Source organism: Candidatus Margulisiibacteriota bacterium (assembly GCA_041650635.1).
Taxonomy (GTDB): Bacteria; Margulisbacteria; WOR-1; order JAKLHX01; family JBAZKV01; genus JBAZKV01.
In genome coordinates, this window is sequence record JBAZKV010000009.1 from 14,971 (window position 1) to 37,403 (window position 22,433).

The following is a 22,433-nucleotide window of genomic DNA, read 5'->3' on the forward strand; positions in this document are numbered from 1 at the left end:
CTTGCGCACCTATAACTACAATATTACCTCAAACGCCCTTACGGGACAAGGCTTGACGCAGAGTTCGCAGGAGATGCATTTTTCCTTGTCAAAGGACACTTTCATCATGACGCGGTCAATTGTTATGGCGCCGGCCGGGCATATGGTCACACAGGCGCCGCAATGCGTGCACCTGTTCTCCTCCCACCTTATCTCTGTCTTGAGCGGTTTTACGCTTACGCCGTTCTCTTTTAAGAAAGCCAGCCCTTTGTTGATAAGGTCCTGTTTCCCGGAAACTTCAAGGGTCATGAGGCCTTCTTCTTCCGGCGTGATATCAGCATCAAGTATATTAAAGACCAGATCAAAATCCTTTATAAGCCTGTATACTATCGGCTTGTTGACCTGTTCCCGCGGAAAGGTCAGCACTATTCTTTTTGTCAAATCCATTTTATTTGTCCCCGTTCCTAAAAGGCCTCTCGTTGAGGGCCTTGAATTTTATTCCGGAGCTTTCTCCCGGAAGGGGCTCTACCGGTTTGCCAAGGGTGAACCGTCCTTTTTGTATCCAGGATTTGAGTATTTGGGAGATCTCGGCCGCTTTGGAATAACTTGATAAGGAGGCAGCGGCTATTTCTCTGCCTCGCACTTTTATCTTCCCGCTTTTAAGCTCGGCATAAGACACCTCTCCGATGACATCAGGCTTTGCGGCCGGGTATACTTCAGAATAATCCACCACGGGGGCAAGAATCTCGCTGTCCTTGACCGCAGCCCACCTTAAGATGTCCTCATCAAGCACCGGGATGGGGACGCCTATTCCAACATACATGGAAACCCCGTAGCCAAGAAAACTGGCGCCTTTTATCCAATCGGCGCTCATCTGTTTCAGATCGCCTATCAGGGAAAGAGTGCCACCGCCCCTTTTTGGCACGCCTTTTTCGGTCCTGGGAGGGCAGGGGCTGTGCTGTGTACCGTTCCAGGCCACATAGCCCGTGCCTCCGCCTAAAAATATCCTGGTCCCGATCCCTATGGTCCTAAAATATGGATCCTTGAGCAGAGGGCTTAATTGTCCCGCGCTACAGTAATTGGCATTGGCAAGATTAGGCCTCAGGACGCCCATATAAGTGTATATGGTCCTGTCCGAAAGGTTCACCCCAACATTGTAGTTCTGATAAGCGTTCCTGGGATTGAACAGGAAAGCCTCGTTAAGGTCTTTTATGTTGAGCAGGGTGGAAACCTTTTTTCTGGGGTAGCAGTCCGTGCCATAGCCGGATGCTTCGAACTTAATGTCTTTTCCCCTGAGCAGGTCCTCTATAACATGTCCTCCGCCGTATTTGAACTCCCCCGGGTAGACTTTGTTAGCAGGGTCGTCCTCCGGGATCTCGGTGGCGCCAAGATATAGGTCTACCGCGGCAAGCCCTGCATAGGCGCTGACGCCGTTAAGTGTGGCCTTATGTATCTTGATCTTAGGTTTTGTATGGCCCACATTCAAAAATACGCCGGAAGAGCACATCGGGCCGAAGGTCGCCGTTGTTACCACATCCACTTTTTGAGCGGCCTTTTCCGCGCCCTCTTTTTCAACAAGATCGATCAGTTCATCCGCCGAGACCACTACAGCCTGGCCTTTTTTTATCTTTTCGTTTATTTCCTCGTATGTTCTCAGCTGTTTTGCCACGCCTCATCCCTCCAATAGTATAATAATAGCACTTTATGGCTGGAATCTGATATGCAAAATATCGCCGTCCCTTACCTCATAATTTTTCCCCTCGAGCCGCAAAAGGCCCAACTCTCTTGCCTTTGACAGCGAAGAGGCCCTTTCAAGGTCTTCAAAAGAGATCACCTCGGCGCTGATAAAACCTTTCTCCATGTCAGAGTGCACTTTTGCCGCGGCAGCGGGCGCTTTGGCGCCCTTTTTGACCGTCCAGGCCCTGGCCTCTTTCTCGTTGGCGGTAAAAAAAGTGATCAGGTCAAGAAGCCTGTAGCAGGCGCTTATAAAACAGGGCAGGGCGGGCTCTTTTTGCCCAGCGGCTTCAAGGTACTGCTTTGCATCTTCCAAAGAAAGCTCTTTTACATCCGCCTCTAATTTTGCGCACATGTATATAAGGCGGCAGCCGGTTTTTTCGCTGTAGGCATCCAGAGCGTTGTTTCTCGGCAGAGTTTCGTCGCAGTTGGCAAGGAGCAGCCGTGGCTTAGAGGTCAGAAGGGAAAGGCCTTTTACGGCTTCGAGCTCATCTTCCCTCAACGACAAGCTTCTTGCGGGGATCCCCTTTGAAAGGCCATCCCCCAGCTTCTCTAGTGCCGACAGCTCTTCAAGGACTTTTTTGTCCCGGCTTTTGGCCGATGTACGGACCGCCGAGGTCCTTTTTTCTACGGAGGCAAGGTCAGCCAGCAGAAGCTCGGCATCTATTATTTCTATATCCCTTACGCTGTCAAGGCTGCCGTCAACATGGGCGATGCTGCCGTCTGTGAACACCCGAACGACATGGACCACTGCGTCCACTTCCCTGATATTAGAGAGGAATTTATTTCCCAGCCCTTCTCCGCGGCTGGCGCCTTTTACAAGCCCGGCAATATCCACGAACTCGATTATCGTTCCGACAGCCTTTAAAGAGCCGACGATCCGGGCGATAGTCCCGGTCCTTTTATCGGGGACCTCAACTATCCCTATATTGGGGTCTATAGTGGTAAAAGGATAATTTGAAACATCCGCTTTTGCTCCTGATAAAGCGTTAAAAACGGTCGATTTCCCCACATTGGGAAGGCCAATTATACCGAGTTTAAAGCCCACTTTACCGCCTCTTTGAGATCTTTAAGCAGATGTCAAGCGATCTTGGGGAGTGTGTCAGAGCTCCTGCCGAAATAAAATCAACTCCGGTCTTTGCGACTGAACGGATATTCTTAAGAGTGATGCCGCCGGAAGCCTCGGTCTTTACAGCCCTTTTGTTCTTTTTGTCCCATTCCCTTACTATTTTTACCGCTCTTTTAAGCATTGGAGGGACCATATTGTCCAGCAGTATCCTGTCCGCTCCCGAGGACAGACAGCTCTTAACTTCCGACAGGTTTTTTGCTTCTATTTCCACCTTGCCGAATTTTTTTGCCTTTGCAACCGCTGATTTTAGGTCTTTAATAAAGGGCAAATGGTTGTCCTTTATAAGGATAGAATCGTAAAGCCCCATCCTGTGGTTTGTACCGCCGCCCACAGCAACAGCCTCTTTTTCCAGCTCCCTCAAAAGCGGTGTGGTTTTTCTGGTGTCAAGAAGCACGGCCTTAGTGCCTTTAAGTTCTTTTTTGTAAAGGGCGGAAAGGGTGGCTATCCCCGACAGCCTTTGCAGAAAATTCAGCGCGAGCCTTTCTCCGGAAAGGACCTTCGACGCCGGCCCGCTCACTTCGGCTATCAGAGCCCCTTTTGTTAACTTATGCCCGTTCTTCATCCTCGGGATAAAGCGAATGGACCTGTCCAGCTGTTCGAACACTTCCTTGGCAATGTTGAGACCGGAAAGAATGCCGTAATCCTTACTGATGATCTTGGCCAGGCATTTTGATCCCGGAGCAATTACCGATGCTGAAGTGATGTCGCCTTTCCCAAGGTCTTCCTTAAGTGCCAGTCTTACCAGTTTTTTGCGGTCCATATGCTATTTTAGGATGAACCAGGTCAAATAGTAATAAACTATGGGAGCAGTAAATATAAAGCTGTCCATTCTGTCGAGAATCCCCCCGTGCCCCGGGACAAGCCGGCTCGAATCCTTGGCGCCAGCGTCCCTTTTTATGAGCGATTCGGAAAGGTCGCTCAGCTGTGAAAAAACACCTATCAGGGAGCCCAGAATAAGATAATGCGCCCAGTTTACAGGGACAAGCATCCCTTCTGCAAGCACCCCAAAAATATAGGCGCCTGCCAGAGCAAAGGTAAAGCCGGCCGCAGAACCGACAACGGTCTTTTTGGGGCTTATATAAGGGCTCAGTTGTTTAACTCCAAACCTTCCGCCTATAAAATATGATGCAGTATCTCCGGCCCAGACAGTGAGAAGAAGAAAGAAAAGACAGGCCCCGTGCGGCGTGAGGTCCCTAAGAAGGACAAGATAACTGAAAAGCCACCCCACATAGAGTGTGCCGAGCAGGGTTATCGCGATGTTAACAGAGGCCATAGCGGTCCTTCTGATGAAGATAGCCGCGCAGAAGATCGAGATTATGGAAGCGGTCAAAATAACGGAAAAAGCGGATTCCCAGGAGGGATGCTTAAGCGTCAGCTGAATGAACACGATGAAGAACAGCGTGAACAGGTTCCCCAGAGTGTAATAAGGACTCAGTCCCTTGGAGCGCATCAAATTGAAGAATTCGTTCAGGGAGATCACGGCAAGGGAGGTTACCATAAAAAAGAACCACAGGCCACCAAAATAAGTGCAAAAAACAACGATCGGAACGCCTATCAAGACAGTCAAGATCCTTTGAAGCATAACTACCTCCCGCTTATTATTTACAGGCCGCCGAACCTGCGGCTCCTTGAGGAATAGTCCTCAAGAGCTTTTTGCATTTCCTTTTCTCTAAAATCGGGCCAAAGGGTTTTTGTAACATAGATCTCGCTGTAGGCTATCTGCCACAGCATAAAATTGCTAACCCTTAGGTCCCCTCCGGTCCTGATCAGAAGGTCGGGGTCCGGGACGCCATCCGTATACAGATGGCTGCCGATATCGGTTTCGCTAACCTTTTGCAGGGGCTGCTTTTCGCTGATAAGACGGTTTATCGCATCTGTTATCTCGGCCCTGCCGCCGTAATTGAGCATTATCTGAAGGCACAGGCCATCATTCTTCCCGGTCTTTTTCATCGCCGCATGTACCTTTTCCCTGATCTTGGCGTCCATCTCAGATATCCTGCCTAAAAACCTTATCCTAACGCCCTTTGCCGAAAGCTCTTCGATCTCTCTGTCGAGGGATTCCAGTACCAGGTTCATTAAAAAGGAGACCTCTTCCTTGGGCCTTGACCAGTTCTCTGTAGAGAACGCGTAGACGGTCAGATATTTTATGCCAAGACAAGCGCAGGTCTTTATTGCTGACCTGATAGACTCCAGCCCGACCCTGTGGCCCGCTATCCTGGGCAGCCCTCTTTTTTGCGCCCAGCGGCCGTTCCCGTCCATGATGATGGCAATATGCCCAGGCAAATTGGGAAGAGTTTTGGGCTTAATACCGGGGCCGAAAAGGCGTTTTATGAGCCGCTGTATCATCAATTATTCTTCACTTATGGCGTCAACAGGGCAGGCCTCAACGCATTCCTCGCAGTCGGTGCACTCAGGGCCTATTACATAGACATCTCCCTGGGGGTGGATGGCCTTGTAAGTGCAGACCTCTACGCAGGCGCCGCAGCCTGTGCAGTCGGAAGAGATCTTATGCATGATATCAAACCTCCATTACTTCCTTTTCTTTTGAGACAACCAGCCGGTCGATCTCCTGGGAATGCCTTTCGACCGTCTTTTGTATCTCGGTCTCAATATGTTTTTCCTGGTCCTCCGTCAGTTCCTTCTTTGCTTTTTTTGCCTTGGCCTCTTCTATCGCGTCCCGCCTGATGTTCCTTATGGAGATCTTGGAATCTTCCGAATGCTTTTTTATCAGTTTTACCAGGTCCCTTCTTCTTTCTTCCGTCAGCGGGGGAAGTATTATCCTTATGATGCCCCCGTCAACCTTTGGCATTGCTCCAAGGTCGGCCTTCTGCAGCGCTTTATCTATCTCTGCCACCGAACCCTTATCGTAAGGCTGTATCGCGATCTGTTTTGGGTCCGGGGTGGACAGATTGGCCAGCTGCTTTATAGGGGTTTGTGTGCCGTAATACTCAACAAGTATATTTTCCACAAGGGCCGCAGAAGCCCTGCCGGTCCTGATAGAAGAGAGCTCTTTTCTGAAAGCCTCTATGGTCTTTTTCATCCTGTCGTCCGCTTTTTTCAGTATTTCAGCCGCCATTATTCTTTGACCACCAGTGTCCCCGCCGGTTTTCCGGAAAGGGCCCTTTCTATATTTCCGCGTTTTGTAAGGTCAAGGACTATGATGGGGATCTCATTGTCCATGCAAAGCGAGACCGCGGTAGAATCCATGACCTTAAGCCTTTTGTTGAGTATCTGCAGGTATTTGACCTTTTTGTACCTGCGCGCCTTGGAGTTCTTTACCGGGTCTTCCGTGTATATCCCGTCAACTTTTGTGGCTTTTAGCACCAGGTCGGCATTTATCTCGGCAGCCCTTAGTGCTGCTGTGGTGTCTGTGGTGAAATAGGGATTTCCGGTGCCTCCGGCAAAAACAACGACCCTTCCTTTTTCCATATGGCGGATCGCCCTTCGTCTGATATATGGCTCCGCAATGGCGAACATCTCTATTGCAGACAGCACCCTGCAGAACAGGCCGGCTTTTTCCAGCGCGTCCTGAATGGCAAGAGCGTTAATGACGGTGGCAAGCATTCCCATATAGTCCCCGGTCGAGCGGTCCATACCGCCCTGACTGGCAGGGACGCCCCTGAATATGTTCCCTCCCCCCACAACAATAGCAAGTTCGACCTTGTGTTTTTTTATCCCTTTAATTTCCTCGGCCAGCGAGGTCAAAACATCGTGGTCTATGCCGTATCTTTGCTTTCCGCCGATAAATTCGCCGCTCAACTTGAGGAGGACCCGTTTATATTTCAGCTTCATTATTTTAGGGAATTATAACAAAGAATGAGAGAGAGTGTCAAACTAGCAGGCCCACCGCCAGTGCCATGGCTCGAACGAAAAGCCGTTAGGATTGTCCTTTGGATAAGAAAGGTAAAAGTCGAACTTTATTTTTCATGGGATATTTGGAATTCCTCGTCCTGGTCCTTGTCCTACGAGCAGATGAAAGGACGAGAACAAGGACAACTCGGAAAATTGAGGAAGATAGTTATAATTACAGAACAGCTTTGCGAGTTCTGGAGAGGGGAGGATTCGAACCTCCGAAGACTTGCGTCGACAGATTTACAGTCTGTTGCCATTAGCCGCTCGGCCACCTCTCCGCTACAGTCTTGAGCGATAGTTTGAGTCTTGAGTACTGAGCGCTCAAGACTAAAGACTCACACTCAAACTCACACTAAGCCACAAGACTAATCTTACCAAAAACGGGCCGGCATATCAAACACACTCTCATGCTATAATCTGCGTATGCTGATAAAAATAATCGCGCTTTTGGCGGCTCTGCTGACCTCCACGGGATTTGTTCCTCAAATAATCAAAGGATTTAAAACCGGGCATGTAAAAGATGTGTCGCTGATGACGCTTATTTTTACGGCAGCCGGGACATTCTGCTGGGCGATCTACGGATTTTCACTGGGGGATACCATAATAGTGCTCGCCAATATTTTTACATGCTCGACGGTTATAATTTTGATGATAATGAAAGTCGTATACAGGCAGGCATGACCTCTCAGAACTTCCCCGGTTTTCTCTTTCTGTAGGCCTCATACATGATAAGCGCGGCGGCAACAGAGGCGTTCAAGGAAGGGATCTTTCCTCGCATCGGGATCCTGACCATATAATCGCACCTGGAGCGCACCAGAGGCGTTATGCCTTTATTTTCTCCTCCGATCACGATGGCCAGCGGCATGGTGTAATCAACCTCGCTTAATTTACAGCCGCCAAGGGCGTCTATCCCCACTATCCAGAGCCCGTTCTCCTTCAGTTCGTTTATGGTAGAGCTCAGATTGGCCACGCGCGCAACTTTAACATGTTCTATGGCCCCGGCCGAGGTCTTGCTGATGGTGGTGGTTACTCCCACCGCTCTGTTCTTGGGGATTATTATCCCGTGGACCCCTGAGGCATCCGCCGTCCTTATTATGGCGCCAAAATTCTGGGGGTCTTCAAGGCTGTCCAGTATCAGGATAAAAGGGGGCTCGTTTTTGGACTTCGCGTCCTCGAGAAATTCCCAAAAGTCGCTGTAGCCTTTTGCCGATGCTATTGCCACTACCCCCTGATTGAACTTGGCGTATTTTTGAAGGGTGTAATTGTCCGCCCAGCTGTAAGGGATACCGGCAGACTTTGCCAGCTCGATAATTCTGTCGATGGCCGCGTCCTTGCCCTTATATTTGCCTATAAAGATCTTGTTAATGGGCCTCTTGGCCTTTAACGCTTCTTTTACGGGGTTTTTGCCGCAGATGACTTCCTGCATTTTACTAAAGGGCCTTTTCGAATATTGCCAGAGCCTCGTCTATCTGGGCTTTCTTGATCGTTAATGGCGGGATGAACCGTATGACCTGGTCGTGGCTGCCGCAGCTGATCAAAAGAAGCCCGTTCTCAAGACAGGCCGAGATGACTTTTTTTGTCTTTTCCGGGTCCGGATCCCCGTTCTCTTTTATGAATTCAACGCCGACCATCAATCCCATCCCCCTCACATCTCCGATCTCTTTATTCGTTTTTTGAAGAGCTTTCAGCTTTTTAACAAGATACTTGCCGGTTTTTTCGGCCTTCTCGGCAAGTTTTCCGCTCTCTATCACTGCGATCGTGGCAAGTGAAGCCGCGCAGCAGACCGGATTTCCTCCGAACGTGCCACCGTGAGCACTGACAGTCCATGACTGCATCAGTTCTTTTCGCGCGATTATCCCGCCAAGCGGGAGCCCGTTCGCAATTGCTTTTGCCATTACCATAATGTCGGGAGTTACTCCCAAAGACTGGCAGGCGAACATCTTTCCCGTCCGGCCAAAGCCGCTTTGGACTTCGTCAAATATTAGAAGTATCCCGTTCTCTTTGCAGATGCGCGAGAGCTCTTTCAGATACCAATCGGGAGGAACAACATATCCCCCCTCTCCAAGTATCGGCTCGATTATCATTGCGGCAACCTTATCCGCGCCCTCATTCACTATAATATTTTCAACTGCTTTGAGGCAGTGTTTTGAACAACCCTTCGGATCCTGAGGACGGCCGTTCTCATCTTTGCACCGGTAGCAGTAAGGGTAGGGGGCCTCAAAGACATTGGCCATCAAAGGCTCATACCCCTTTTTATATTTTTCCTTGGAGTTAGTGACCGTCATTGCCGCAAAGGTCCGTCCGTGGAAGCTGCCTGAAAAAGAGATTATTCCCTGTTTTTTAGAAGTGTATTTTGCAAGCTTAATGGCAGCCTCAACTGCACCGGAGCCGTCCTGGCAGAAAAAGCACATATCAAGACCGTCCGGAGTGATCTCCTTTATCTTTTCGGCCAGCTGCACATATTTTTCGTAGTATGCAACGCCTATGCAGATATGCATTAGGTTTTTGGCCTGCTCTTTTATGGCCGAAACCACCTTCGGATGGCAGTGCCCCAGCGCTGTTACTGCTATGCCGCAGGAAAAATCAAGGACCTTTTTGCCGTCATGGGCAAATAGATAAGGTCCCTTTCCTTGTGTTATAACCAGGTCATTGTAATGGCCAAGGACAGGGGAAACGACCTCTTTGTACCGCGAGATTAATTTTTGTTTATCCATTTGTTTCCTGTGCGCGTCACGCCGCGCACCTACATCACACCGATTCGACCCCGGTCACTTCCGGGACATCCTCTTTTATCATCTGCTCAACAACATTTTTTAATGTCATCGTCGCCATCGGGCAACCCCCGCAGGCTCCCGTCAACCTGACTTCTACGATGCCGTCTTTATACGAAACAAATTCAACATCGCCTCCATCGCCTTGCAGCGACGGGCGGACCTTGTCCAACGAAGCCTTTATTTTTTCTTCCATTTTTTTATCCCTTCGTTCATGCTTCCCGACCTGAATCCTTGCAAATCCAATGTAACATATGCAAACCCCAAATCCTTCAATTTTCGGGCTATTTTACTCATTATATCACCTTTGAAAATCCTTTGAATTTGAGAGGGATCTATCTCTATGCGGGCGATATTGTTGTGTGCGCGAACGCGTATGGGCAAACGGCCGTTTGCCCATATTATTCTCTTCAATATTTTCTCCGCTTCCTCGATCCTGCGCAATTTCTCTTTGGATAATTTTTCCCCATACGGTATCCTTGATGCCAAACACGCGCAGGCGGGCTTGTTCCAGGTCGTAAGGTTCAATTGCCTGCTGAATTTTCTGATGTCGGCCTTTGTCATCTTTGATTCCTGCAGAGGACTGCGGACCCCCAATTCTTTTTTTGCCCTTGAACCAGGCCTAAAATCCTTCAGATCATCATAGTTTGATGCATCAAGAACGGTTTTGACCCCCTGTTCCTTTGCGACCGCCTTTAACTGTTCAAACAGTTCCTTTTTGCAGAAATAGCACCTTTGCGGAGGGTTTGATATGAACTTTTTATCATCGAATTCCTTTGTCTTGATGATCTTATGTCTTATCTTCAGAAGTTTTGCGAGCTTTTTGGCGTCTTTGAGCTCGCTTTTTGGGTAGGTTTCTGATACAGCGGTCACCGCAATAACATTGTCCCCAAGGACCTCTTTTGCTACCGCGCAAAGGAACGAGCTGTCCACTCCTCCGGAAAAGGCGATCAGAGAAGGCCCCATCTTCTTAAGGGTCTTTTTTAGTGCAAGAAGTTTGTTCATTTTTATAAATGTGACCCGACCTTAATAGGACCACCTGCCAAAGCATGGCGGGCAGGTCGGCTCCGAGGTTGAGCCCATAAGGAGCCGACGCTTCAGCGTCGGGACTATAAACTCATTTAAAAACTATTTCTTTCACCGCTTTTATGGCGGCTTCTATGTCTTTTTCCGTATTGTAATAGCCGGCAGATATTCTGACAGTGCCTTTTGGAAAAGTCCCGATGGTCCTGTGGCACAGGGGGGAACAGTGAAGCCCGGTCCGGACTATGATGCCGAACTTCTTTTCCAGAATCTCTCCCACTGCAGAAGGGTCCATCCCCTTTATGTTAAAAGACACAACGGCAGCCTGTTTTTCGGGATCATTTGGCCCATAGACTTCAACGCCTTTGATCTTGCTCAGCCCTTCAATCAGTTTTGCTGTCAGCTGTTTTGTATGGTTTCTTATGTTCTTAGTCCCATTTTTCAGTATGAACTTTGTTGATGCCAGCAGTCCGGCTATCCCGGGGGTGTTGGGGGTGCCTGTTTCAAACCTGTCCGGCAAAGAATCAGGCTGTGTCTCTGATTCTGATATGGTCCCGGTGCCACCATGTCTCAGCGGCTCTATACCCTTGACCCTTGCCCCTATGTACAGTCCCCCTGTTCCCATGGGCCCCATAAGACCCTTGTGGCCCGCAAATGCCAGAAGGTCAATGTTCATCTTTTGCACATCAATATCATAGATCCCCGCTGTCTGTGCTGCATCAACAAGAAAGGCAAGACCCTTCTCTTTTGCAAGCAAACCTATCTCTTTAAGCGGCTGGAGGGACCCGATGACATTGGAAGCGTGCAATACTGCTATCATCCGTGTGTTGTTTTTTATTCGTTCTCTTAGAGCTTCGGCTGTGATAGCATAGTCTGGGGTCATTACCGGCACTGTTTCCGTCTCAACTCCTATCCGCTCAAGAAAGCGAAGAGGCCTTGCTATTGAATTATGTTCTATGGAAGAGATCAGAACATGGTCCCCGTCCTTAAGAAACCCTTTTAAGGCCGTATTGATGGCATCCGAGCAGTTGAGCGTGAAAACAATGTTGTCAGCAGGCTTAGCATTGAAAAGTTCTGAAAGAGAGGTCCTGCACTGCGTAAGGATCTCGTCTGCTTCAAGGGATAAGGCGTCCGCACCGCGTCCGGGGCTAACATCGTTCTCTTTAAGAAAGCTGTGGACTGCCTCAAGGACTTCCGGCGGCTTGGCTTTGGAAGTAGCCGCGTTATTAAGATAGATCAGAAGATCACTTCCTTGCCAGGATAGAATTTATCTTTTGAGCAAGAGCCTCTTTTGTCAAAAAGCCAACTACCCGGTCAACTTCTTTTCCGGCCGAAAAGAAAATAAGGCAGGGGATGCCCATTATCTGGAATTTCCCGGCCAGGTCCGGGCTTTGATCGGTATTGAGTTTGACGAACTTCATTTTTCCCTTGAATTCTTCCGCGGCCGCCTCAACAACGGGGGCTACCATCCTGCAGGGACCGCACCACGGCGCCCAAAAGTCCACCAAGACAGGCACATTTGCTTTTACGACCTCGGCTTCAAAATTTGCTGTGCTAACCTCAGGTAATGTTGACATTCATGATCTCCTTTTCTGTGTTGTACGGGCAGGACTTCGGCGAGCTCAGTCGATTCGCGGCCGCCTGCCCCTGCATTTCAAAAATTTGGAATTGATTTTCCCCGGGAATCAATTGCGACCACCACGGGAAAATCCTCAACCTTTATCCGCCTTATTGCCTCTGTCCCCAGCTCAGGATACGCGACCACTTTTGAGGCTTTGATCCTTTTTGACAGATAGGCTCCGGCCCCGCCAATAGCGGCAAAATAAACCGCCTTCTTCTTAATTATAGCATCAACAACTTCTTTGCTGCGTTTGCCTTTGCCTATCATTCCAATTAATCCGGCACTTAAAAGCGCCGGAGTATAACGGTCCATTCTTGCGGAGGTTGTAGGTCCCGCAGAGCCGATTGCTTTGCCGGGGCGGGCAGGGGTGGGGCCGACATAGTATACTATTTGCCCTTTAAGCTCTGCCGGCAGCTTTTTGCCTTTCTGCAAAAGCTCGAACAGTATTTTGTGCGCGGCATCGCGGGCGGTCAGTAATATCCCGGATAAAAGCACCCTATCGCCGGCTTTTAAAGCGGTGAGCGAGCCTTTTTCCGCAGGCAGGCCTATTTTTTTCATTTTGATAGTACAATTATACAATCATTTGTAGAAAATACATACAGTGAAATTATTAAAAAACCGTATCGACATATCATCAAGAGGATCGATAATGCCAACAATTATTAATGCTGCGCAACAAGTAAAGAATCCGAATCTTGTTCCCGTAAAAAGTCCGATAGCCAGATCTTCTTATGACAGGATAATTGGGGTAGAGGCCTGCCTTATGAGACCCTTTGCCCATGGATATCTTAAAGCAGCTCTGAATTCACCGGAGTTTAGAAACAGCTGTTATCCCGCTTGGCATAGGGCTGAACCTCTGACGATTGCTCAAAATATAGAGCCCGCAGAAGGCTTGATCCGCCAATCAGGGCACTATATCGAGCACAAATCACCTTTTTCGGAATTTAATTTTGTGCTTAATCTGGCAAGCTTATTGCCTGTCTTTAAAGACCATGAAGCCGAAGTCCAGGCATTTTTTGATGAGGGCGTCCCAAGAGCTCTTGATACCATGTCGTTGACGCTTTCTGATGACGGACCTTTTTGGGGGATAGATCCGTCAACGGTACGGCAAACAGGTCTGCCCAGTTATCAGATAACAGAATCTATAAAAAGGACAGGGCCTTCTCTGGACCTTCTGTTCAACAGGTTAAGCGCCCTTATGGGAAAAGCGGTAAAGACCGGAGAATATGAGTTCACTCCATGGTCTTTTGAGATGCACCTGCCGATCGTGCCGGAGAGAAGAGTTAAGGTGAATCTGTACGACATATTTGAAAGGGAAGACGGGGGAGAGGTTGAGCTTGCTAGCGAGGGATTTGTTGATGCCAGAATAGCCGTATATGATCAGATCAGGGACGGGCTTTGGAAGACGGGTTTCCATATGAAGAATTCCCGGCCTATATAGAAATGCTGCCGGTATCAAAGCAAAGCAGGGACGGGCGTTGGAATGTTTATCCCCAGAACACCGACTGCCTATATTTCCCTTCCTATTTTTCTTCCGGAGGGGAAATGATCTCCATCAGCAATCTTGGGATAAGAAAGAACTTTATTCACATCAATCCAAGCAGGACTAGATAATTGCTTCCCCGTGTCTGTGCGCGTGGCATTCGATATTAACGGCGACCGGCAGACTGGCAATATGACATGGGGCTGATTCAATGTTTACCGCAAGACAGGTTGTTTTTCCTCCGAATCCCGAAGGCCCGATACCCAATTTGTTGATACGGTGTAATAGATCAATTTCCAAATTACCTAGATGCGCAACGCGACGCGCATCTACACGCAATAACGCCTTTTTTGCCAGATAGGCGCATTTTTCAAAATTGCCGCCTATACCAACCCCCACGATCATCGGGGGACAGGCGCTGGGGCCGGCCTTTTTTACTGTCTCGATCACAAAGGCCTTTACCCCTTCTATGCCGTCGGACGGCTTCAGCATCTTAAGCGCGCTCATGTTTTCTGCTCCGCCGCCTTTCGCAAGCAAATAAAGCTTTATTTTATTGCCGGGAACGATCTCTGTGTGAAGTATCGCGGGAGCGTTGTCCCCGGTGTTCTTTCTTATTAACGGGTCATTAACCACCGACGCTCTCAAATACCCTTTCTTAACAGCCTGCTTGACCCCTTGGTCCACCGAACTTTTGAGGTCGCCGCCGGAAATGTGAACATCCTGTCCTATTTGCGCAAATACTACCGCAAGGCCGGTATCCTGGCAAATCGGAATTCTTTCTTTTTTTGCGATCGAGGCGTTCTCAAGAAGGACCTTAAGCACGGACCTTGCGGAGCTGTTTTTTTCTGTTTTATTGGCCTTTTTTAGGGAGGATAACACATCCGGGGCAAGTTCAAGATTGATCTTGATAAATAGATCTTCCACTGCCTTTGTTATTAAAGCGGCCTTTATTTGCCGCATAGCTTAAAAGTATCCTTTACGACCTGTGCAGAGGCGTTAAGAGCGTTCTCTTCCGCTTCAGAAAGCTCAAGCTCAATGATCTCTTCGATGCCTTTCTTGCCCAGCCTAACAGGAACTCCGATATAAACGCCCGAAATGCAGTATTGCCCCTCAAGATATGCGGAGCAGGGTACCACCTTTTTTGTGTCTTTAACAATGGCCTCTACCATAGATGCTGCCGAAGCCGAAGGCGCATAATATGCGCTTCCTGTCTTAAGAAGTTTGACTATTTCGGCCCCTCCGTCCCTGGTCCTTTGAATAAGAGCGGCGACCTTTTCAGCGGGCAGGACTTTTTCGACTGGTTTTCCGTCGACCAGCGTATACTTTGGCAGTGGGACCATCGCGTCTCCGTGGCCTCCAAGGACCATGGCCTCTATCCTGTTCGGTGATATACCTGTCTCGAGCCAGATAAAAGAAGCAAGGCGGGCGCTGTCAAGAATGCCGGCCATACCGACCACTTTTCTGCTGTCAAATCCGGTCTCTTCCTTCATCAGTTGGGTCATTACATCAAGCGGATTGGTAACCACGATCACAATGGAGTTTGGTGCAAAAGCCTTGATATTTCCGGCAACAGCCTTTATTATGGCCGCATTCTTTATAACCAGGTCTTCGCGCGTCATGCCGGGTTTCCTTGCAAGGCCGGCAGTTACAACAACAATATCAGAACCTTTTATTCGGGAATAATCGTTTGTGCCTGTGACCTTGCAGGCAAATCCCTCCACCGGGGCTGATTCAAGTATATCAAGCGCTTTTCCCTGAGGCACCCCGTCGATTATGTCAACGAGGATAACCTCTCCGAGCCCCTTTTCAGCGCACCTGCGGGCGGTCTCGGCCCCGACATTGCCCGCTCCTATTACGGATATCTTTGTCATAAAGCCCCGATTATGGCATCCGCCATCTGTGATGTGCCGACGGCCGTGGGATCATCGGGACGGGGTTTCATGTCGTATGTGACATTCTTGCCGTCATCTATCACTCTTGAAACAGCCGCTTCAAGTTTATCCGCCGCCTCTTTTTCCCCGATGTGCCGCAGCATCAGGACGGCGGAAAGTATCATTGCAACAGGATTGACCTTGTTCTTGCCCTTGTATTTAGGAGCGCTTCCGTGGGTGGGCTCAAAAAGCGCGGTGTCTTTGCCGATATTAGCCCCGGGGGCCATTCCCAGACCTCCCACAAGACCGGCGCACAGATCGGACAGGATATCCCCGTAAAGATTTGGCAGTACCAGAACATCATAGAGCTCCGGCTTTTGGACCAATTGCATGCACATATTGTCGACCAAGCGCTCCTCGTACTCGACCTTACCCTCGTATTTTTTTGACACTTCTTTTGCAACGGCAAGAAACAGCCCGTCGGTGTGCTTCATTATGTTGGCTTTTGAGACCGCCGTCACTTTCCTCCTCTTGTTCTTTACCGCGTAGTCAAAAGCATATTTAACTATCCTTTTTGTCCCCATAACGGAGATGGGCTTTATAGAGACCCCTGAGTCTTTGTTGATATGTTTTCCTGATAGTGTTTCTATTTGTTCGATCAGGTCTTTCGTTTCCTTTTTGCCTTCTTCAAACTCTATGCCGGCGTACAGGTCTTCCGTGTTCTCCCTGACAATAACCAGGTCTATGTTCTCGTATCTTGAGCGGACCCCCCTGTAGGATTTACAGGGCCTTACGCAAGCGTACAGGTCCAGTTCCTTGCGGAGAGCAACATTGACGCTGCGAAAACCTTTGCCGATCGGCGTGGTTATGGGGCCTTTGAGGGCTACTTTGTTCTTTCTTATGGAATCAAGGACCTCTTTTGGAAGAGGGGTGCCGTATTTGTCCATCACATCGGAGCCGGCCTCAACCACTTCCCATTTGATCTTAACCCCTGTGGCATCAACGCACCTGCGGGTCGCCTCCGTTATTTCCGGGCCGATGCCGTCACCCGGGATGAGGGATATTGTGTATGGCAATTTATTCTCCTTTTCAAACAAATTATAACATAGGCAAACAAAAGAGGATGTGGCGCCGAAATTGCTGGCAATTGACCATATGACTCTATTTGTTGGAAAATACCGCGTGGAATCCGCGAGATTAAAAGGATGGGATTATTCATCAAAAGGATATTATTTTGTTACCATTTGCACAGGAAACCGCAGGCATTATTTTGGGAAAATCGTGAACGGGAAAATGGCATTATCGGAAATGGGACAAATAATCCAAGACGAATGGCAAAAAACAGGGATGATCCGAAAAAATGTTAAATTGGATGAATTCGTAGTTATGCCAAATCATATTCACGGGATATTGGTTATTGAATCGATTGTGGTAGAGACGCCCCGCCGGGGCGTCTCTACAAACGACCTCCCCCGGTCTACAAACGACCTACCCCCGTCCGCAAACAACCCTGTATTCCCACGCGACAATAACAATTGGGGTCCCAATACATTGGGTTCAATAATTAATCAGTTTAAATCAGTTTCAACCAAACGCATCCGGGCGATGGGGGGCAATAATTTTGAATGGCAGGGGCGATATCATGACCATATAATCAGGAATCAATGGTCGTTGGATCGAATAAGACGGTACATAGAAAACAATCCTAGAAATTGGCAAAATGATAGAATGAATAATTGATTCTTTTAGCAGATCCTCGGCAGCTGCTCTCCTTCAAGCATTCCAAGCGGCCGCAAAGAGCCGACCCGGGTCTTTATTGATACTCCGGTTGCACCTTTTTCCACAAAACCCAGGATAGATGCGTTTTTGCCTAGTTTATGGGTTTTTATCTTTTTTAGGGCCTTGTCTGCGCTACTCTGTCTGACGAATGCGACAAATTTTCCTTCGTTTGCCACATGCAGGGGATCAAGCCCCAGGAGGTCGCAGGCGGCTTTGACCTGCGGCAGTACGGGGATCTTATCTTCCTCGATCACTATACTGACCTTGGAAGTTTTGGCTATCTCGTTCAAAGACGCGGCCAGGCCGCCCCTTGTCGGGTCCCGCAGAACGCGCACATCCTTGGAAAGGAATGCTTCAACTATGCCGTTGAGGCTGGCGCAGTCGCTTTTAAGGTCCCCTTTAAATCCGAAATCGTTCCTGGCGTTCATTATAGAGACCCCATGGTCTGCGATGGTCCCGCTAAGGATGATCGCATCGCCCGGCGTGGCGTTTTTTGATGAAACATCAATATCCTTTGGGATCTTTCCTATGCCGGCTGTGGTTATGTAAATTTGAGGGGCCGGTTTTAACCCGCCTCTACGGTCAACAACCTTTGTATCGCCGGTAACGATCAAAACCCCGGCTTCTTTGGCCGTTTTTGCCATTGAGGAAGCTATCTTTCCCAGGTCATCCATTTCAAAACCTTCTTCTATTATGAAGGAGGCGGAAAGATAGAGGGGCTTTGCGCCTTTCATGGCAAGGTCATTGACAGTTCCGCACACCGACAGCTTTCCTATATCGCCACCGGGGAAGAACACGGGCTCCACAACAAATGAATCCGTTGTAAAGGCCAGATCGCCCTCGACACACGCCGAATCATCAAGGATATTAAGGATGGGATTGGAGAACCTGGAGATAAAAATATCTTTTATGATATTGCGTGCTTTATTTCCGCCGCTGCCGTGAGAGAGCTCAATTATTGCCATATTTGTAATAGGCCGAACAGGCCCCCTCGCTTGAGACCATGCACGGCCCCACAGGATATTCGGGAGTGCATTTTTTGCCGAACAGTTTGCATTCCGGAGGGGTTTTGACCCCTTTCAGGATACTGCCGCAGGAACAGCCCGCGGGCTCCTTTGCGCTCCTCATCTTTACATCGAACTTTTTAAGAGCATCAAAATCCCTGTATTTGTCCCTAAAAACAAGGCCCGAACCTTTTATCGTGCCGATGCCTCTCCAATTTGAATCCGAGGGCTCAAAGACCTCGTAGAGCACCTTTAAGGCCGCAGGATTGCCTTCTGGTTTGACAACGGATTTATATTGGATCTGTACGGGCGGGCGGTTGCGTGCCCCTATCAGCTTTGCTATCATCCTTATCGCCTCCAGTATATCCTCTGCCTCAAACCCGGCAATTACCCCCGGTATCTCAAGAAAACCGTAAGCGTCCGCTCCAATTATTGTGCTAACATGTCCCGGCAGAATAAAGCCGTCGACCCTTACATCTTTTGCTCCGGTTAAGGCCTGTAGGGCAGGGGGAATAAGCTTGAAGGCCGGAATGACCGAAAAATTATGGGCCTTTTCCTCCTTTGCTTTAAGGACGGTTGCTGCTATAGCAGGGGATGTTGTTTCAAATCCCACTCCAATAAATACGATCTCCTTTTCCGGTTCTTTTTTTGCGATGTCAAGGCAGTCCAGCGGGCTGTATACGACCCTGACATCGGAACCCTCGGCCTTTTCTTTTTCTAGAGAAGTCCTTGTCCCAGGCACTCTGATCATGTCCCCGAAGGTGGTGATTATTGTTTTGGGCCTTTTGGCAAGCTCAATTGAGGCATCTATCTCTGCCTGGGGTGTCACGCAGACCGGGCAGCCCGGTCCGGAGAACAGCCTGATATTTGGCGGAAGCAGAGAGCGCAGGCCGTTTTTTGAGATCGCCACGGTGTGGGTCCCGCACACCTCCATAAGTATGAGGCTGTGCTTACAATCCTTTAAAAAGTTTAAGAGTTTTTTTTGCGGCATGTTTGTCAACGGTCTGGATGGCAAAACCGGCGTGCACCAGCACATAATCCCCGGTCTTGACGCCCGGAAGCAGCTTTAGCGACACTGTTCTTTTTAAACCGGAAAAGTTGACCTCCGAGGAGTCCCCGGATATTGATTCAACTTTGCCCGGGATTGCCAAGCACATCTTTTGCGAACCTCGCCTGTCCCAGCGAAATACCGCCGTCATTGGTAGGGACTTTTTCGTTTATATAGGCCTCGAGCCGAAGTTTTTTCAGCTCCCTGAGCGTGGACTCAAGCAGCAGGTTGTTCTGGAACACGCCGCCTGACAGGCACACCTTCTTTAACTTGGTCTCTTTTGAGAGAGCCTTGCAGATCCTGCCGGTTGCCTTGGCTATAGTATTGTGGAATTTGTAAGAGATGGACTCGGCAGGAACCAGCGCCTTGATGTCCTCGACAATGCCTTTTATTATCGGGGCAGGGTCAAGCATGAGGGATTCGTCCAGCTCGAACTCATAGGACTTATAGCCTTTTCCCTGGGCGATCGATTCCAGCTCTATCGCAGCCTGGCCTTCGTAGGAAATGACCTGTCTAAGGCCTATGAGAGCGGCTACCGCATCAAAAAAGCGCCCCATGCTGGAGGTCATCGGGGAATTTGTCGCGGACTTGATCATCTTTTTAAGGAGCTTGAACTGGGACCTATGGTTCTTGACGAAGTCGATCTTTAATTTTTCCGCTTCATCGCCATAGGCGTCATAAAGGTAGGAATAAGCCATCCTGTACGGTTCTTTAGCCGCGGCATCCCCGCCCGGCATGGCGGCATATTTTAAATGAGCCTTTCTTTCAAAAGTCCCGGGCCTGCCCGCAAAGAACTCGCCTCCCCAAACAGAGCCGTCGCTGCCGTACCCTGTTCCGTCAAAGGCCACTCCAATGACATCGCAGTTGATGTTATGTTCTGCCATTACAGAGGAAATATGGGCTTGATGGTGTTGAACTGGGATCATCTTTAGCCCCTTTATGGAGCCGGCGAGTTTTGTAGAAAGATAATCCGGGTGCAAGTCGTGCGCGATAGCCTTTGGCTGGACTCGGAACAATCCCTGGTATCTTGTGATGGCTTCTTTCAAAAATTCAAGCGTCTCGGAGTTGTTAAGGTCTCCTATGTACTGGGAAGGATATGCCGCCCTTCCCCTTGTCATGGTAAAGGTGTTCTTTAGTTCCGCTCCCAGGGCCAGTATCTCGGGGAACGGTTCGTTTGAGATCCTTATTGGGTCGGGACTGTACCCGCGCGAGCGCCTTAGCATGGTCGGCTTGTTCTTGAGGACCCTGACTATAGAGTCGTCGCACCTGTTCCAGATCTTTCTGTCGTAGATCAGCAGGTAATCGGCAAGCTTTCTCAGTTTTAATGGGGCCTTTTCGTCATCTTTAACTATGGGTTCGCCGCTGATATTGCCCGAGGTCATGATAAGGTTGACAAAATTATCCTTCAGGATAAGGAACTGGACCGGGTTATACGGCAGCATCACTCCTATCGAGGAATTTCCGGGAGCGATCGACTCCGGGATAAGGGCCCCCTTGCGTTTTTTTAGCAGGACTATCGGCCTGGCGGCTGATTGAAGCAGCTCGGCTTCTTTGTCGCTCACTTTTGCATAAGACTTGACCTCTCTTAGACTGTATGACATTACGGCAAAGGGTTTTTCGGGCCGGTCTTTTCTTCTCCTCAGCTCTGCTATAGCTTCGGGGTTTGAAGCGTCGCAGGCCAGATTGTACCCGCCAAGGCTCTTGATCGCCACTATTTTTCCATCTTTTAGCAGCTGTACAGTTTTAAGAATTGGATCAAGCGTCTCTATCCTCCGGCCGTAGTTATCATAGAGAAAAATATGTGGGCCGCAGTCCTCGCAGGCGTTGGGCTCGGCATGGAATCGTCTGTTTTCCGGGTCGCTGTACTCAAACTCGCAAAGGCTGCACATATGAAAGGGCTGCATGGTCGTCTTTACCCTGTCATAAGGGATGTCCCTCATTATAGTGAACCTGGGGCCGCAGTTGGTGCAGTTGATAAAAGGATACCCAAACCTTCTGTCCTTTGGATTGAACAGCTCTTTTTCACATTCTTTGCAGGTGGCAATATCAGGGGACACAAGAACGGTCTTTTCTCCTGCCTGGGCAGAGGGAAGGATGCGGAAGGACATGTAGCCGATCGTTGGAAGCACGGAGGATTCTATTTTTGATATTCTGGCCTGAGGCGGTTGTTTTTGTTTTAAATACTGCAAAAATTTATCAATAAGAGCTTCGCTCCCCTCAACTTCAACAATGACCCCGTCTGGAGAGTTCAAAACGGTCCCGGCAAGGCCGAATTTTTTTGCAAGATTATAAACAGTAGGACGGAATCCGACTCCCTGAACCCTGCCTTTGAACACGAATTTCTTTCTTATGACCGCACTCATGGCGTATTTACTCCTTTTCCCTAACAGTTTGAGGTTTATGCCTTCAACCGGGGCCCTCTTTAAGCAGATAGGACAGAGGGATTTGCAGAATTATTGGAACTATTCTAGCATGCTGAAAGAGACGCTGTCAAGATTTATTTTTGGCGTAATTTAGACAAATTATTTAGAAAAAGGGATTTTGGCAATAGCAATAATTGTCTCTATTATAATCCAAATGTCATACAGGAAAGACCTTTCCCTTAAGTATTTAAGGTCACACTCCAGTTTTTGGGGAATAACGCTTCCATAATATGTCCTGTAAAGCTGTCTGGAAGAACTTGGCAACAGTTTTTCTTCCTGGATAAACTTTATTGAAGCGGGGCTTGTCAATCCAGGTTTTACTGAAAGCAAAGTTCTTTCTTTTTCTGTGTATTTTTCAACGGTTTTTGGTATTTCGGGTCTTGGCCCCACCATACTCATGTCCCCCTTTAAAACATTCACTAGTTGAGGCAGTTCGTCAAGTTTATAATGTCTCAAAAAATGTCCAAGTCCGGTTATTCTGGGATCATGCCTCAGTGTTACCAACAGCCCTCTTTTACTAGAGCGGTTGACCATGGTCCTGAATTTATAGACCTTAAAAGGCTCGAAATCCTTGCCGATCCGGTCCTGAACAAAGAGTACTGGTCCGGGGCTGTCGACTTTTATCAAAAGGGCAATAATGGCCAGCAAAGGGGACAAAACTACAAGCAGTAATGAGCTGAAAATCATATCAAAAACCCTTTTTGCCATGATCTTTC

27 protein-coding genes and 1 tRNA gene are annotated in these 22,433 nt (G+C 48.8%); 3 read left to right on the plus strand and 25 right to left on the minus strand.

Going from position 1 to position 22,433, the window contains the following annotated elements:
* Positions 1 to 15: 15 nt before the first annotated feature.
* From WC490_03645 to WC490_03690, 10 genes are all read right to left on the minus strand, one after another.
* Positions 16 to 426, minus strand: a complete 411-nt coding sequence (locus tag WC490_03645) for an NIL domain-containing protein (protein MFA5097703.1) — start codon at positions 424 to 426, stop codon at positions 16 to 18.
* Position 427: 1 nt separating this feature from the next.
* The gene (locus WC490_03650) at positions 428 to 1,648 is read right to left on the minus strand and encodes a homocysteine biosynthesis protein (GenBank protein MFA5097704.1); all 1,221 of its coding nucleotides are present in this window, start codon (positions 1,646 to 1,648) and stop codon (positions 428 to 430) included.
* A 33-nt stretch (positions 1,649 to 1,681) separates the two neighbouring features.
* Positions 1,682 to 2,761, minus strand: coding sequence for a redox-regulated ATPase YchF (ychF, locus tag WC490_03655; GenBank protein MFA5097705.1), 1,080 nt, complete (start codon positions 2,759 to 2,761; stop codon positions 1,682 to 1,684).
* 1 nt (position 2,762) lies between these two features.
* Entirely contained in the window at positions 2,763 to 3,602 is an 840-nt protein-coding gene (nadC, locus tag WC490_03660; protein ID MFA5097706.1) for a carboxylating nicotinate-nucleotide diphosphorylase, read from the minus strand.
* A 3-nt stretch (positions 3,603 to 3,605) separates the two neighbouring features.
* Complete coding sequence (locus tag WC490_03665; GenBank protein ID MFA5097707.1) at positions 3,606 to 4,424, minus strand: phosphatidate cytidylyltransferase; 819 nt, start codon at positions 4,422 to 4,424, stop codon at positions 3,606 to 3,608.
* Positions 4,425 to 4,444: 20 nt separating this feature from the next.
* Positions 4,445 to 5,188: an isoprenyl transferase gene (locus tag WC490_03670; protein ID MFA5097708.1), complete on the minus strand. Its 744-nt coding sequence runs from the start codon at positions 5,186 to 5,188 to the stop codon at positions 4,445 to 4,447.
* 3 nt (positions 5,189 to 5,191) lie between these two features.
* Positions 5,192 to 5,356, minus strand: a complete 165-nt coding sequence (locus tag WC490_03675) for a 4Fe-4S binding protein (GenBank protein MFA5097709.1) — start codon at positions 5,354 to 5,356, stop codon at positions 5,192 to 5,194.
* 4 nt (positions 5,357 to 5,360) lie between these two features.
* The gene (gene frr, locus WC490_03680) at positions 5,361 to 5,918 is read right to left on the minus strand and encodes a ribosome recycling factor (protein ID MFA5097710.1); all 558 of its coding nucleotides are present in this window, start codon (positions 5,916 to 5,918) and stop codon (positions 5,361 to 5,363) included.
* The gene (pyrH, locus tag WC490_03685; protein MFA5097711.1) at positions 5,918 to 6,637 is read right to left on the minus strand and encodes a UMP kinase; all 720 of its coding nucleotides are present in this window, start codon (positions 6,635 to 6,637) and stop codon (positions 5,918 to 5,920) included. Before pyrH ends, frr begins: the two co-directional genes overlap by 1 nt.
* 252 nt (positions 6,638 to 6,889) lie before the next feature.
* Positions 6,890 to 6,972: transfer RNA gene (locus tag WC490_03690), tRNA-Tyr, on the minus strand.
* 145 nt (positions 6,973 to 7,117) lie between these two features.
* Here WC490_03690 and WC490_03695 point away from each other — a divergent pair.
* Complete coding sequence (locus tag WC490_03695; GenBank protein MFA5097712.1) at positions 7,118 to 7,375, plus strand: SemiSWEET family transporter; 258 nt, start codon at positions 7,118 to 7,120, stop codon at positions 7,373 to 7,375.
* 4 nt (positions 7,376 to 7,379) lie between these two features.
* On the opposite strand, the gene rlmB is transcribed toward WC490_03695, so the two are convergent.
* From rlmB to WC490_03730, 7 genes are all read right to left on the minus strand, one after another.
* Complete coding sequence (rlmB, locus tag WC490_03700; protein MFA5097713.1) at positions 7,380 to 8,120, minus strand: 23S rRNA (guanosine(2251)-2'-O)-methyltransferase RlmB; 741 nt, start codon at positions 8,118 to 8,120, stop codon at positions 7,380 to 7,382.
* Between the two features lie 4 nt (positions 8,121 to 8,124).
* The gene (locus WC490_03705; protein ID MFA5097714.1) at positions 8,125 to 9,408 is read right to left on the minus strand and encodes an aminotransferase class III-fold pyridoxal phosphate-dependent enzyme; all 1,284 of its coding nucleotides are present in this window, start codon (positions 9,406 to 9,408) and stop codon (positions 8,125 to 8,127) included.
* A gap of 34 nt (positions 9,409 to 9,442) precedes the next feature.
* Positions 9,443 to 9,661, minus strand: coding sequence for a NifU family protein (locus WC490_03710; GenBank protein MFA5097715.1), 219 nt, complete (start codon positions 9,659 to 9,661; stop codon positions 9,443 to 9,445).
* The gene (gene larE, locus WC490_03715; protein MFA5097716.1) at positions 9,646 to 10,470 is read right to left on the minus strand and encodes an ATP-dependent sacrificial sulfur transferase LarE; all 825 of its coding nucleotides are present in this window, start codon (positions 10,468 to 10,470) and stop codon (positions 9,646 to 9,648) included. Before larE ends, WC490_03710 begins: the two co-directional genes overlap by 16 nt.
* 112 nt (positions 10,471 to 10,582) lie before the next feature.
* Positions 10,583 to 11,755, minus strand: a complete 1,173-nt coding sequence (locus WC490_03720) for an aminotransferase class V-fold PLP-dependent enzyme (GenBank protein ID MFA5097717.1) — start codon at positions 11,753 to 11,755, stop codon at positions 10,583 to 10,585.
* Positions 11,733 to 12,065: a thioredoxin gene (trxA, locus tag WC490_03725; GenBank protein ID MFA5097718.1), complete on the minus strand. Its 333-nt coding sequence runs from the start codon at positions 12,063 to 12,065 to the stop codon at positions 11,733 to 11,735. Before trxA ends, WC490_03720 begins: the two co-directional genes overlap by 23 nt.
* Before the next feature lie 77 nt (positions 12,066 to 12,142).
* Positions 12,143 to 12,667, minus strand: a complete 525-nt coding sequence (locus WC490_03730) for a Fe-S-containing hydro-lyase (GenBank protein ID MFA5097719.1) — start codon at positions 12,665 to 12,667, stop codon at positions 12,143 to 12,145.
* Between the two features lie 91 nt (positions 12,668 to 12,758).
* Here WC490_03730 and WC490_03735 point away from each other — a divergent pair, with 91 nt between their 5' ends.
* On the plus strand, positions 12,759 to 13,550 hold the full coding sequence (locus tag WC490_03735; GenBank protein MFA5097720.1) for a hypothetical protein: 792 nt from the start codon (positions 12,759 to 12,761) through the stop codon (positions 13,548 to 13,550).
* A 165-nt stretch (positions 13,551 to 13,715) separates the two neighbouring features.
* On the opposite strand, the gene WC490_03740 is transcribed toward WC490_03735, so the two are convergent.
* The 3 genes from WC490_03740 to WC490_03750 are packed head-to-tail and all read right to left on the minus strand — an operon-like array spanning position 13,716 to position 16,539.
* A complete protein-coding gene (locus WC490_03740) occupies positions 13,716 to 14,552 on the minus strand; it encodes a fumarate hydratase (protein MFA5097721.1) in 837 nt (278 codons plus the stop codon).
* The gene (gene mdh / locus WC490_03745) at positions 14,540 to 15,463 is read right to left on the minus strand and encodes a malate dehydrogenase (GenBank protein ID MFA5097722.1); all 924 of its coding nucleotides are present in this window, start codon (positions 15,461 to 15,463) and stop codon (positions 14,540 to 14,542) included. The genes WC490_03740 and mdh overlap by 13 nt, the downstream gene beginning before the upstream one ends.
* Positions 15,460 to 16,539, minus strand: a complete 1,080-nt coding sequence (locus WC490_03750) for an isocitrate/isopropylmalate dehydrogenase family protein (GenBank protein ID MFA5097723.1) — start codon at positions 16,537 to 16,539, stop codon at positions 15,460 to 15,462. The genes mdh and WC490_03750 overlap by 4 nt, the downstream gene beginning before the upstream one ends.
* A 61-nt stretch (positions 16,540 to 16,600) precedes the next feature.
* Here WC490_03750 and WC490_03755 point away from each other — a divergent pair, with 61 nt between their 5' ends.
* The gene (locus WC490_03755; protein ID MFA5097724.1) at positions 16,601 to 17,203 is read left to right on the plus strand and encodes a transposase; all 603 of its coding nucleotides are present in this window, start codon (positions 16,601 to 16,603) and stop codon (positions 17,201 to 17,203) included.
* A 5-nt stretch (positions 17,204 to 17,208) separates the two neighbouring features.
* Here WC490_03755 and hypE read toward each other — a convergent pair whose 3' ends face one another.
* The 5 genes from hypE to WC490_03780 form a co-directional block, all read right to left on the minus strand.
* Positions 17,209 to 18,207, minus strand: coding sequence for a hydrogenase expression/formation protein HypE (hypE, locus tag WC490_03760; GenBank protein MFA5097725.1), 999 nt, complete (start codon positions 18,205 to 18,207; stop codon positions 17,209 to 17,211).
* The gene (gene hypD, locus WC490_03765; protein ID MFA5097726.1) at positions 18,194 to 19,237 is read right to left on the minus strand and encodes a hydrogenase formation protein HypD; all 1,044 of its coding nucleotides are present in this window, start codon (positions 19,235 to 19,237) and stop codon (positions 18,194 to 18,196) included. The genes hypE and hypD overlap by 14 nt, the downstream gene beginning before the upstream one ends.
* A complete protein-coding gene (locus tag WC490_03770) occupies positions 19,197 to 19,403 on the minus strand; it encodes a HypC/HybG/HupF family hydrogenase formation chaperone (protein MFA5097727.1) in 207 nt (68 codons plus the stop codon). The genes hypD and WC490_03770 overlap by 41 nt, the downstream gene beginning before the upstream one ends.
* Positions 19,375 to 21,657: a carbamoyltransferase HypF gene (gene hypF, locus WC490_03775; protein ID MFA5097728.1), complete on the minus strand. Its 2,283-nt coding sequence runs from the start codon at positions 21,655 to 21,657 to the stop codon at positions 19,375 to 19,377. Before hypF ends, WC490_03770 begins: the two co-directional genes overlap by 29 nt.
* A 159-nt stretch (positions 21,658 to 21,816) precedes the next feature.
* The gene (locus WC490_03780; GenBank protein MFA5097729.1) at positions 21,817 to 22,425 is read right to left on the minus strand and encodes a sugar transferase; all 609 of its coding nucleotides are present in this window, start codon (positions 22,423 to 22,425) and stop codon (positions 21,817 to 21,819) included.
* Between the last annotated feature and the right edge of the window lie 8 nt (positions 22,426 to 22,433).